Genomic DNA, 12,750 nt, shown 5'->3' on the forward strand with positions numbered 1-12,750 from the left:
ACATACCATGCGCCCGTTTCGTAGGCGGCGCTCGGAGAGCGCCGTTTTTTGATCGTCGAATGAGAGCGCTCTCATTTGCGGTGACGTGCTCTAGTCTGCGGGTCGTTCGGCGTGCAGATGAGAGCGCTCTCATAGAGCATGGATGTTCGAAAGTCTGGTTTAGGGACGCTTGGAAGGAGCCTCGGGAGAGGGTCTGGCGCAGCGCTTTGGACGGTTTTTGATTGAGGGGCCTGGCCCCTCGCGTGAATGTAGGAAAACGCATGAGATTTAAGAGCGTCTTACCGATAGCCATCGGTGTCGTGTTGACGTTGCTTGGCGCAGGGCTCGCCTTTGGGGGAGCAAAACTGATATCGCTGGGCGGCAGCTGGTACTACCTCTTGGCTGGCCTAGCCATGGCGGCTACTGGTCTCACCCTGGTCAAAAAGAAGATCGTTGCGACCTGGATTTCCTTGGCGTTGCTGGTGGCTACCGCGTGCTGGGCATTCTGGGAAGTTGGCTTTGATTTCTGGCAGCTTGTACCGCGCTTGATCACCTTCATCGTGATTGCATTGGTACTGGTGCTGATCGTGCCGCTGCTTGAGGGTAATCGTCGACTGATGGGCAATCCGGCACGCGCCGCTATCAGCTCGCTCCTCATCATCAGCCTGGTTGGCTTTGGCTACGGTATGTTCCAGCCACATGCAACTGTAGTGGCGAAGAAGGGCGACACCTCCCCAGTGGTCGTGCCGGATGCAGGTCAATCAGACGGTAATGATTGGACAGCGTATGGCCGCAATACCCATGGTGAGCGTTTCGCTCAGTTCGACCAGATCAACAAATCCAACGTCAAAGATCTGCAGGTGGCGTGGACTTTCCGTACCGGCGACATGGCAATTAACGGCGCCGAGTATCAGGGCACACCGCTCAAGGTTGATGACACGGTTTACCTGTGCACGCCACTCAACAAAGTCTTTGCACTTGATCCTGTCACTGGTGCTGAAAAGTGGAAGTACGACCCGGTGATTCAGGAAACACCGTCTAACCGTACCTGGAAACGGTGTCGTGGACTTGCCTACTACGACGTAGACAAAGCTCAAGCTGTCGTAGCGAACGGGGATACGGTAGATGACCCATCGGTAGCTGCTCAGCCTGCTGAATGTCGTCGCCGTATCGTCATGACGACAGTGGATGCTCGCCTGATTGAGCTCGATGCGAATACTGGTAAGACCTGCGATAGCTTTGGTGATCACGGTACCGTTGATTTGCTCAAAGGCATTGGCCCGAACACCGACGGCTCATACTATCTGACTTCGGCTCCGCTTGTGGCCGGGGACGTGATCATTGTCGGTGGTAAGATCAACGACAACCTGAAGACCGGTGAACCGTCAGGTGTGACGCGCGGCTTTAATGTTCGCACCGGCGAATTGCTCTGGGCTTGGGAGGCGTTGAACCCAAAGCGGGGCGTGCCATTACCTGCGGGTGAAAACTATCCTGCAGAGTCGCCCAACTTCTGGGGTACTGCCTCGTATGATGCAAAGCTGGGGTTGGCCTACATTCCTACAGGCAATCAGACCCCGGACTTCTGGAACGGTGATCGCAAGCCTGGCTCGGATGAATACAACGATTCGATCGTTGCAATCGACGTGAAGACCGGTGTCGATAAATGGCACTTCCGAACTGCTAACAACGACATGTTCGACTACGACGTGTCCGCCCAACCGATTCTGTACGACCTCCCGAACAAAAAGGGTGACACGACTCCGGTTGTGATTGCGATGACCAAACGTGGGCAGATCTTCGTTCTCGATCGACGCGATGGCACCCCGGTGTTCCCGGTGGAGCAGCGCAAGGTGGCAACCGATGGCGTCCCAGGTATGCGGATTTCGCCGACCCAGCCTTACTCCCAGCTGTCCGTTGGAGCGGATCGCCTCAAAGAGTCGGACATGTGGGGCGGTACGATCTTTGATCAGCTGATGTGCCGAATCGATTTCAAAGGCATGCGTTGGGAAGGGGAGTTTACGCCGCTGGTTGAAGGCCAGGCCACACTGATATACCCAGGTTACTATGGGGGCTTCAACTGGGGCGGCGGTGCAATTGATGCATCCACCGGTACCCTGATCGTCAACGATATCCGTATGGCTCAGTGGGGTCGTTTCATCAAACAGGATGAGGCCAAGCGCATTGGCTTGGTACCCACTACCGAAGGCGAATACTCCGAGCAGCTGGGCACGCCGTGGGGTGTAGAACGTTCGATGTTTGTGTCGCCGCTGGGCGTGCCATGCTTCAAGCCCCCATTCGGCACCATGACTGCCATCGACCTCACCTCGGGTGAAACCAAATGGCAGGTGCCGATGGGCAGTATTCAGGATGCACCCGTGCACGGCATCGTGCCTGGTGTCTACATGCCGCTTGGCATGCCCACCATGGGCGGGCCGCTGGTTACTAAAGGCGGTTTGACCTTCTTCCACGGCACCCTGGATTACTACATCCGAGCCCTGGATAACGACACGGGTGAAGAACTGTGGCGCGGTCGTCTACCGGTTGGTGGTCAAGGCGCTCCAATGTCCTACATTGGTCGTGACGGCAAGCAGTACATCGTTGTTACCGTGGGCGGGGCAACCCGTACAGGTTCCAACGAAAACCGTGGCGACTATGTGATCGCTTATGCTTTGCCGGGCGCAGGCAAGTAATATCCCTCCCTGGTTGCAGGTCAATGACCTGCAACCCTCCGAGACATTGCGAATCTTGAACAGAATTGCCGCTCCTGCAGGTCACGTAGCTCACGTAGCCTTTTCAGACCTCCATCTGGATCCTACTCGTCGTGAGGTTAGCTGCGGCGGTAGGCGGATCATCCTCAAAGCGACTTCATGCAGGCTATTGGAAGCTCTCATAGCAAATCCTGAGAAAATCGTGTCGAGATCCGCCCTGTTCGAGGCGGTCTGGGGTATCCATTTCGACCCTGGGACTAAGGTGCTGGAAGTACAGCTAAGCTATCTACGCAAGGTTCTCATCGCCCTGGGCTGTAGCCTACGGATTCATACGTATCGTGGTATCGGTCTCAGCTTACATGGACAGCAGTAACCCGCCTTAAAATGGATTCAGCGCATGAACGCTATCAATCACTTACTTTGGCCAAGACCAAAGTAACCCGTCGTAGGGCGCAAAGGTACCTCGCGCCCCCGCGTCAGTGAAGGTCTGCGCCGTTTCCAGTCACACGCGCCAAGACCAAAAAACCGGATCCTGCCCGAGAGCGAAGCGCATCAATGCGCGCAGCGGCTCGTATCCCCTTGCTCGGCAGGTGCCTTGCGCGCCGCCGCCAGAATGGTCGCCAGCACGATCAGCGCTGCACCCGCAGCCATGCGCAGGCTTGGCTGGTCACCAAACAACCACCACGCCCCGATGATCGCGTACACCGGCTCCAGCGCAATGATCATACCGGCAGTACGCGCCTCCAGCCCCTCCAGGCTTTTCACGAACAGGAACTGCGAAAGCCCGGTGCAGAACACCCCCAGCAATGCCAGGTTGACCCAGTCACTGCCGCCCAGGCTGGTATTACCCAGGTGCGTAAAGGCAAACGGCGCCACCAGCACAGCCACCACCACGTTCTGCCAGAACGCTACCTGCATGGCATTCATGCTCGACCCGTTACGGCGGTTTGCCACAGTCAGCAGGGCGAACGCCAGGCCCGAACCCAGCCCCCAGAGCAGGCCGATGGTGCCCTTGTCGAGCAGGTCGAAGGTTGGCACCACCAGCACCAGGCCTGCGGTGACCATCAGCAACAGCAAACCTTGCACGGCACCGATGCGCTGGCCAAACACGCCGCGCTCAATCATGGCGATGAATGCCGGGAAGCTGGCAAAGCCCAAGGTTGCCACGGCAACGCCGCCAACTTTCACCGCAATGAAGAACGTTACCCAATGGGTAGCCAGCAGGGCGCCGGTCAACCCCAGAACCGGGAGGTTGCGCAGGGTCAGTGCGTCGAGCAGGCGCGTGCCTTTGAGCCCGGCAACGAAGCCCAGGGCGATGAAAGCGAAAGTGGCGCGGCCGAAGGTGATGATGCTGGCGTCGGCCTCGATCAGGTGACCGAGAATACCGGTCAGGCCGAACAGTACAGCGGCGATGTGGGCAACGCACAGGGCGTTACGGTGGCCGGTGGCAGCACCGGCTACAGGGATTGAAGTCGCGATCATGGCAGTCAAGTCTTCACAAGGTGGCGCGCGCATACACTCCCGGTTGCGCTACGCAGGTCTCTAATACTGGGAGTTTTATCGTTATGAGCCCGGACGAATTGCCCGGTGCAAAAGGGCGCCACAGCGTTGGAATTGTGAAGCGAGGCTGTTTTACTCGCGAATACCACACCGATCAGCCCACGGCGCGGGGCTGGTCGATGTGTGTATTATCTTTGTATACAGGGTTCAAAGCCGATTGCGGGCGCCGTGTGCTTGTCTGTTCACGACATCGGATGTTGCCTTGCAGCGCCGCGTCACTCGTCGCCGTAGTTCATGATCGACAGCAGGCGGATCGGCACCTGCACCAGCCGCTCAGGGCCGTGCGGGGTTTCGCCATCGAAGGTCAGGCTGTCGCCGGCGTGCATGTGGTAGAGCTGGTTGCCGTGCCGGTACACCAGTTCACCCTCCAGCAAATGGAGGAACTCGGTGCCCGGGTGGGCGAAGGTTGGAAACTCCTCACTGGCGTCGTCCATGCTCACCATATAAGCCTCGAAATTCTTCTTCGGCCCCCTGGCGTGATTGAGCAAATGGTAGGTGTGGCCTTTCTCGGTGCCGCGGCGGACCACTTCCAGGCCTTCACCTGCTTTTACCAGCAGGGCATTGCCATCGGGCTGGTCGTACTGGCTGAACAGCTTGGCCATCGGCATGCCGAGCACATCGCACAGGCGGCTCAGGGTTTCGAGGCTGGTGGATACCTGCGCATTCTCGATCTTGCTCAACATGCCTTGGCTGATGCCGGCAATGCGGGCTACATCAGCCAGCTTGAGGGATTGGGCCTGGCGCTGGCGCTTGATCTGCAGGCCCAGGTATTGCTCCAGGCGAAGGCGCGGTTCGGTTTCGGTCGACATCGAAGGTCCTGCACGGTTTCAGTTCAAGAATAAAGATTTCGCACTGGGAAAGTGCGCAATGCATTGGCATCTGCTGTGGCTTTCCTCGCACGAAAACAAGTTTCCCATAACCCGAGCATAAAAACCTGTCTGGATTTTGTGTTACCCAGGCTGGACTCATCGCGGGTAAACCCGCCCCTGCAGGGGCCTGCACTGCCTGCGGGGGCGCTGGTTCAACCGCAAAGAGCCCAGGCCAGGCAGCACCGAACGCGCACCCAGGACGAAGTTGGCAAGCGCATTGCATTCCTGTGAGGAAAGTAAGTTTCCCAAGCGGAATCATTGCCCCTCACCCAGGAGTGTTCACCCCATGTTGCCAGCAGACACCCAGCGCACCCTCGACCAGCACGGTATCAAGTACGTGCTGGCACAGTTCGTCGATATCCATGGCTCGGCGAAGACCAAGTCGGTGCCGGTCTCGGGCCTGAAAATGGTCGCCGAGGAGGGCGCCGGTTTTGCCGGGTTCGCCATCTGCGGCATGGGCATGGAGCCGCACGGCCCGGACTTCATGGCACGCGGCGACCTGTCGACCTTGATTCCGGTGCCATGGCAACCCGGTTATGGCCGGGTGGTTTGCGTGGGCCACGTCAACGGCCAGCCTTGGCCCTACGACAGCCGCTTTGTGTTGCAGCAGCAGGTGCAGCGCCTGGCTGACAAGGGGTGGACCCTGAACACCGGCCTCGAGCCCGAGTTCAGCCTGTTCCGCCGCGACGAGGGCGGCAAGCTGCAGCTGGTAGACGCTTCCGACAACCTCGACAAGCCTTGCTACGACTACAAAGGCCTTTCACGCTCGCGCCTGTTCCTGGAACGCCTGACCGAAGCGTTGCAACCAGTGGGCTTCGACATCTACCAGATCGACCACGAAGACGCCAACGGCCAGTTCGAAATCAACTACACCTACAGCGACGCCATGGAGTCGGCCGACCGCTTCACATTCTTCCGCATGGCCGCCGGCGAGATCGCCAATGACCTGGGGATGATCTGCTCGTTCATGCCCAAGCCCGACCCCAAGCGCGCCGGCAATGGCATGCACTTCCACCTGTCACTGGCCAGCAGTAGCAACAAGAACCTGTTCCACGACCCGTCGGACAGCAGTGGCATGGGCCTGTCAAAACTGGCCTATCACTTTGCCGCAGGCCTGTTGGCCCATGGGCCGGCGCTGTGCGCCTTCGCTGCACCGACGGTGAACTCCTACAAACGCCTGGTGGTTGGCCGCTCGCTGTCTGGAGCCACCTGGGCTCCGGCGTTCGTCGCCTACGGTGCCAACAACCGCTCGGCGATGGTGCGCATTCCCTATGGCCGCCTGGAGTTCCGCCTGCCGGACGCCGGCTGCAACCCGTATCTGGTCACCGCCGCGATCATCGCAGCCGGCCTGGATGGTATCGACCGCCAGCTGGAGCCGGGCGAGATGTGCAACGAGAACCTCTACAACCTGAGCCTGGAGGAGATCGCCGCGCGCGGGATCAAGACCCTGCCGCAGTCGTTGAAGGAAGCCGCCGATGCCCTGGAGGCGGACCCGCTGTTCCGCGAGGTCCTCGGCGCCGAGATCGTCGACGAGTTCATCAAGCTCAAGCGCATGGAGTGGGTGGAGTACTGCCGCCATGTCTCCGACTGGGAGATCCAGCGCTACACCGAGTTCTTCTGACCGCCAACCCTATCCCTGGGTAGCCGCGTACGCGGCGGCCACCCACTGCCTAGAAGGAGCATCACCATGTGTGGAATCGTAGGTCTTTACCTGAAGAAGCCTGAGCTGGAAGCCCAGCTTGGCAAGCTCTTCGAACCCATGCTCGAAGCCATGACCGACCGAGGCCCGGACAGCGCCGGTTTTGCCATCTACGGCGATGAAGTGGCCGATGGCTGGGTCAAGCTGACCCTGCAAGCCACGGATCCCGACTACCCCTGGACCCGCTTGATGGGCCAGTTGGAAGGGCGCCTGGGCTGCTCGCTGGACTGGTTCCAGAATGCCAGCGCCGCGGTGCTGAAAGTACATACCGGCGAGGCCGCAGCGCGCCAGGCCTTGAGCGAACTGGCGCCGGACGTACGCATCATGAGCGCCGGCCAGAGCATCGAAATTCTCAAGGGCATGGGCCTGCCGGCAGAAATTTCCAGCCGCTTCGGCCTGGCGAGCATGAAGGGTAGCCACATCATCGGCCATACCCGCATGGCCACCGAAAGTGCCGTGACCATGGAAGGCAGCCACCCGTTTTCCACCGGCGCCGACCTGTGCCTGGTGCACAACGGGTCGCTGTCCAACCACTTCCGCCTGCGCCAGGTGCTCAAGCGCGAAGGCATCAGTTTCGAAACCGACAACGACACTGAAGTGGCCGCCGGCTACCTGACCTGGCGCCTGCAGCAGGGCGACAGCCTGGCCCAGGCCCTGGACGGCGCGCTGGAGGACCTGGACGGCTTCTTCACTTTCGCCATCGGCACTCGCAATGGCTTTGCCGTGATTCGCGACCCGATTGCCTGCAAGCCGGCCGTGCTGGCCGAGACCGACGACTATGTGGCGATGGCCTCGGAGTACCAGGCCCTGGCCGGCCTGCCGGGCATCGAGCACGCCAAGGTCTGGGAGCCGGCGCCGGCCACCTTGTACGTCTGGGAGCGCGAAAGCGCCTGACTTCCCACCGAACCCCTGGAGAACCTTATGAAGACGATTGACCTTTCCAGCACTTCGGTGCGTGTCCTGAACGAGTCTTTGCACGGCGAGGTGCAAGATCACGAATGGCGGGTGACTCACCCTGACGGCAAGCACAACCTGGCCGTGGGCATTAATGCTGAGGTGGCCGTGGATATCGAAGGCCACGCTGGCTACTACTGTGCCGGCATGAACCAGCAGGCCAGCGTCACGGTGCATGGCAACGTGGGTGTCGGCGTGGCCGAGAACATGATGTCCGGTTCGGTACGGGTCAAGGGCAGCGCTTCGCAGGCCGCTGGCGCGACTGCCCATGGCGGGCTGCTGGTGATCGAGGGTGATGCCGGTGCGCGCTGTGGCATCTCGATGAAGGGCGTGGATATTGTGGTGGGCGGCAGCATCGGCCATATGAGCTGCTTCATGGGCCAGGCCGGGCGCCTGGTGGTCTGCGGTGATGCCGGCGATGCGCTGGGCGATTCGCTGTACGAGGTGCGTATCTACGTCAAGGGCTCAGTGCAGTCGCTGGGTTCGGACTGCATCGAGAAAGAGATGCGCGCCGAGCACCTGCAAGAGTTGCAGGCGCTATTGGACAAGGCCGGCCTGACGCACAAGGCCGCCGATTTCAAACGCTACGGCTCGGCCCGCCAGCTGTACAACTTCAAAGTCGACAACGCCAGCGCGTACTGATCCAGGAGCATTCCCATGAGCGAGCAATTCCCCCCGGTACTGCGTGAGTCGGCCACCTTCGACCGCCTGACCATCCAGGAAATCCAGCGTGCCGCCGAAACCGGCATCTATGACATCCGCGGCGGCGGCACCAAGCGCCGCGTGCCGCACTTTGACGACCTGCTGCTGCTCGGTGCCAGCGTGTCGCGCTACCCGCTGGAAGGCTACCGCGAGAAGTGCGGTACCGACGTGGTGCTGGGTAACCGCTTTGCCAAAAAGCCGATCCACCTGAAGATCCCGGTGACCATCGCCGGCATGAGCTTCGGCGCGCTGTCGGCCAACGCCAAGGAGGCCCTGGGCCGTGGCGCGACGATCGCTGGTACCAGTACCACCACCGGCGACGGCGGCATGACGCCGGAGGAGCGCGGCCAGTCGCAGCACCTGGTGTACCAGTACCTGCCGTCACGCTACGGCATGAACCCCGACGACTTGCGCAAGGCCGACGCCATCGAGATCGTCCTTGGCCAGGGTGCCAAGCCGGGCGGTGGCGGCATGCTGCTGGGCATGAAAGTGACCGAGCGGGTGGCCGGCATGCGTACCTTGCCGATCGGCGTAGACCAGCGCAGTGCCTGCCGCCACCCGGACTGGACCGGCCCGGATGACTTGGCCATCAAGATTGCCGAGATCCGCGAGATCACCGACTGGGAAAAACCGATCTACGTGAAGATCGGTGCCAGCCGCCCGTACTACGACGTCAAGCTGGCAGTGAAGGCGGGGGCCGATGTGATCGTGCTCGATGGCATGCAAGGTGGTACGGCTGCAACCCAGGAAGTGTTCATCGAGCACGTTGGCATCCCGATCTTGCCGGCTATTCCCCAGGCGGTGCAGGCGCTGCAGGAAATGGGTATGCACCGCAAGGTGCAGCTGATCGTCTCGGGGGGTATCCGCAACGGTGCCGATGTGGCCAAGGCCATGGCCTTGGGGGCGGATGCGGTGGCGATTGGCACGGCGGCGCTGATTGCCCTGGGCGACAACCACCCGCGGCTGGACAGCGAGCTGAAGAAGATCGGTTCGGCGGCAGGGTTCTATGACGACTGGCAGAACGGTCGCGACCCGGCCGGGATTACCACTCAGGACCCGGAGCTGGCCAAGCGGTTGAACCCGGAGGAAGCCGGGCGGCGGCTGGCCAACTACTTGCGGGTACTGGTGCTGGAGGCGCAGACCATGGCGCGGGCGTGTGGCAAGTCGCATCTGCACAACCTTGATCCGGAGGACTTGGTGGCGTTGACCGTCGAGGCGGCGGCCATGGCCCGGGTGCCGTTGGCAGGGACCGCGTGGGTGCCGGGCCAGGCGCAGTATTGAGTTGACCCTCGGGGGGCTGCGAAGCAGCCCCCCATTCGCACAGGAGTGACCCATGAAGCATGCCCTTGCTGTTGTGCTGCTCGCGTTGACGCCATTGGCCCACGCCGCCGAACCCACTCTGGACACCGGCAATACCGCGTGGATGATCTGCGCCGCGATGTTCGTGTTGATGATGTGCATCCCTGGCCTTGCGCTGTTCTATGGCGGCATGGTGCGGGCGAAGAACTTTCTGTCTGTATTCACCCAGCTGTTCGCTGTGGCCGGTGTCATCGGCATTCTCTGGGTGCTGTTCGGCTACAGCCTAGTGGTCGATACCAGCGGCATGGTCGAAGGGCAGATCACCGTCAACAGCTTCATCGGCGGGCTGGACAAGGCCCTGATGCTGGACATCGGCCATGACAGCCTGGTCGGCACCATCCCCGAAGGCGTGTTCGCGGTGTTCCAGCTGACCTTCGCGATCATCACGCCGGCGCTGATTGCCGGTGGGTTTGCCGAACGCATGAAGTTCAGCGCTTCGCTGCTGTTCATGGCGGCGTGGTTCGTGCTGGTGTATGCGCCAATCGCCCACATGGTATGGGGCGGGCCGGGGGCATTGATGGTCAACTGGGGTGTCCTGGACTTTGCTGGCGGTACGGCGGTGCACATCAACTCTGGTGTGGCAGCCCTGGCGGCGGCGTTGATGCTGGGTAAGCGCAAGGGTTACCCGCAGGTGGCGATGCCGCCGCACAACCTCGGTTTCACCCTGGTAGGGGCAGGGTTGTTGTGGGTGGGCTGGTTCGGCTTCAACGTCGGTTCAGGGCTTGCGGCCAACCAAGGGGCAGGGGTGGTGATGCTGGCGACCATGGTGGCGGCCTGTGCCGGGATTGTCGGCTGGTTGTTGACCGAAAAGGTGATGCATGGTCGACCGACAGCGCTGGGTGCGGCTTCCGGCGCGCTGGCCGGACTGGTCGGAATCACACCAGCCTGTGCTTTTGTCGGGCCGTTGGGCGCGATGGTAATCGGCTTGTTGACTGGGGCGATCTGCTTCTTTGCCGTGACCCGGCTCAAGCAGGCGCTGGGGTATGACGACAGCCTCGATGTATTCGGGCTGCATGGTGTTGGCGGGATGATCGGGGCCGTGTTGACCGGTGTGTTTGCCGCGCCGTCGCTGGGCGGATATGTGGAAGGGGCCTCGCCGCTCGGGCAGGCGCTGATACAGCTCAAGGGCGTGGCGTTTACCTTTGTCTATTGCTTCGTGGTGAGCTGGGCGATTCTCGGGGCCATCAAGCTGACCGTGGGGCTGCGGGCCAGCCGAGAAGAGGAAGAGCAGGGGCTGGACCTGGCGGAGCACAATGAGCGGGCGTACAACCTCTGATTGATGCGGTGCCTGTGCCGGCCTTTTCGCGGCTTGACCCGCGAAAAGGCCGGCACCGATTCGATCAGTGCCCCATGGCCAACTTCGCACTGGTCTGCCGACGGCGGTAGGCGCTGTCACGGCTGGCCAGCCACCAGTACAGCGGCGAGGTCACTGCCAGGCCCACCAGCCACGACAGGTCAGCCCCGTTGATGTGCTCGGAAATCGGCCCGACGTACAGCGGTGTGTTCATGAACGGGATCTGCACCACGATGCCGATCGCATAGGCGATCAATGCCTGCGGGTTGTAACGCCCGTAGACGCCGCCATCCACCTGGAAGATCGACTGAATGTCATAGTCGCCCTTGTGAATGGCATAGAAGTCGATCAGGTTGATTGCCGTCCATGGCACCAGCACCACCAGCAGCACCAGCACCATGTCGACGAAATGGCCGATGAAGTCTGCAGAGGCGAACACCGCCACTACGCAGCAGGCCGACAGCACGATCAGCGACAGCACCGCGCGGCTCTTGGCGGTCGGAATCCAGCGGTAAGCGAAGGTCTGCACCAGGGTGATGATCGAAAGCACTGCGCCATACAGGTTGAGGGCGTTGTGGCTGATGACGCTGAGCAGGAACAGCACCAGCATGATCGGGCCGAGGGTGCCGGTGGCCAGCTTGACCGCGTCCATGGTGTCCATACCGGCCGGGATTGCCAGCACCGCCACGGCGCCGAAGATGAACGACAGGCTTGAACCCAGGGCTGAACCCAGGTAGGTAGTCCAGAAGGTCGAGCTGACTTTCACGTCTGCCGGCAGGTAGCGCGAGTAGTCCGACACATAGGGTGCAAAGGCGATTTGCCACAGCGCCGCCAGCGACACGGTGGCCAGCCAGCCGGCCAGGTTGAAGCCGCCGCGGGTGAGGAAGTCGTCGCTTTGCACATGGGTGAAGATGTAGCCGAACCCGACCACGATACCGATGCCCAGCACCCAGGTGCCGATGCGGTTGAGTACGTGGATGAAGCGGTAGCCGATGATGCCGATGATGCCCGAACCCAGCGCACCGATGACGATGCCGACCGGGACGGGTACGGCGTCGACCACGCCATGCAGCGACTTGCCGGCAAGCACGATGTTGGAGGCGAAGAAGCCGATGTACATGACCCCGGCGATCACCACCACCAGCAGCGCACCAAGGGTGCCGAACTGGGCGCGGCTCTGGATCATCTGCGGGATGCCCATCTGCGGGCCCTGGGCCGAGTGCAAGGCCATCAGCACGCCACCGACCAGGTGACCGACGAGGATGGCGACGATGCCCCATACCAGGTTCAGGTGAAACAACTGCACCCCCAGCGCGCCGGTGACGATGGGCAGTGGCGCGATATTGCCGCCGAACCACAGTGTGAATAGATCCCTTACCTTTCCATGGCGGTCTTCCGGCGGCACATAGCCGATGGTGTGTTTTTCTATCAAGGGTGCCGAATTGGCTGCACTGGTCATGACTGACTCCAAGGCAAGGTAGGGCATAGGGAGCTGCCCGGGGGCGTGCCGGCGAAGGGCGACGCGTTCTTGTTGGAGCGATGATGCGGGGCGCTGGGGTAAGGGGAAATTAGTAAATATGTACCCATAAGCGTTAAAAAACCTAAGGCTGACAAAAGCTTAAGCGG

Annotated in this window: 9 protein-coding genes; 6 read left to right on the plus strand and 3 right to left on the minus strand. The window is 61.2% G+C overall.

Annotated elements, in window-relative coordinates:
- Positions 1 to 260: 260 nt before the first annotated feature.
- Complete coding sequence (locus E8E68_RS19225; protein WP_280343812.1) at positions 261 to 2,669, plus strand: membrane-bound PQQ-dependent dehydrogenase, glucose/quinate/shikimate family; 2,409 nt, start codon at positions 261 to 263, stop codon at positions 2,667 to 2,669.
- A gap of 570 nt (positions 2,670 to 3,239) precedes the next feature.
- On the opposite strand, the gene E8E68_RS19230 is transcribed toward E8E68_RS19225, so the two are convergent.
- On the minus strand, positions 3,240 to 4,169 hold the full coding sequence (locus tag E8E68_RS19230) for a DMT family transporter (RefSeq protein ID WP_266031911.1): 930 nt from the start codon (positions 4,167 to 4,169) through the stop codon (positions 3,240 to 3,242).
- A 293-nt stretch (positions 4,170 to 4,462) separates the two neighbouring features.
- The gene (locus E8E68_RS19235; protein WP_110743172.1) at positions 4,463 to 5,056 is read right to left on the minus strand and encodes a helix-turn-helix domain-containing protein; all 594 of its coding nucleotides are present in this window, start codon (positions 5,054 to 5,056) and stop codon (positions 4,463 to 4,465) included.
- A gap of 346 nt (positions 5,057 to 5,402) precedes the next feature.
- Here E8E68_RS19235 and glnT point away from each other — a divergent pair, with 346 nt between their 5' ends.
- The 5 genes from glnT (at position 5,403) to E8E68_RS19260 (ending at position 11,106) form a co-directional block, all read left to right on the plus strand.
- Positions 5,403 to 6,737: a type III glutamate--ammonia ligase gene (glnT, locus tag E8E68_RS19240; RefSeq protein ID WP_110743171.1), complete on the plus strand. Its 1,335-nt coding sequence runs from the start codon at positions 5,403 to 5,405 to the stop codon at positions 6,735 to 6,737.
- Between the two features lie 66 nt (positions 6,738 to 6,803).
- Complete coding sequence (locus E8E68_RS19245; protein WP_110743170.1) at positions 6,804 to 7,709, plus strand: glutamine amidotransferase family protein; 906 nt, start codon at positions 6,804 to 6,806, stop codon at positions 7,707 to 7,709.
- 27 nt (positions 7,710 to 7,736) lie between these two features.
- A complete protein-coding gene (locus tag E8E68_RS19250; RefSeq protein ID WP_110743169.1) occupies positions 7,737 to 8,411 on the plus strand; it encodes a protein glxC in 675 nt (224 codons plus the stop codon).
- 15 nt (positions 8,412 to 8,426) lie between these two features.
- Complete coding sequence (locus E8E68_RS19255) at positions 8,427 to 9,752, plus strand: FMN-binding glutamate synthase family protein (RefSeq protein ID WP_016715698.1); 1,326 nt, start codon at positions 8,427 to 8,429, stop codon at positions 9,750 to 9,752.
- Positions 9,753 to 9,804: 52 nt separating this feature from the next.
- Entirely contained in the window at positions 9,805 to 11,106 is a 1,302-nt protein-coding gene (locus E8E68_RS19260; protein WP_266031912.1) for an ammonium transporter, read from the plus strand.
- Between the two features lie 64 nt (positions 11,107 to 11,170).
- On the opposite strand, the gene E8E68_RS19265 is transcribed toward E8E68_RS19260, so the two are convergent.
- Positions 11,171 to 12,583: a cytosine permease gene (locus tag E8E68_RS19265; protein WP_110743166.1), complete on the minus strand. Its 1,413-nt coding sequence runs from the start codon at positions 12,581 to 12,583 to the stop codon at positions 11,171 to 11,173.
- Positions 12,584 to 12,750 lie beyond the last annotated feature (167 nt).

It is taken from the genome of Pseudomonas sp. BN607, assembly GCF_029871175.1.
In the GTDB taxonomy this organism is placed as follows: Bacteria; Pseudomonadota; Gammaproteobacteria; order Pseudomonadales; family Pseudomonadaceae; genus Aquipseudomonas.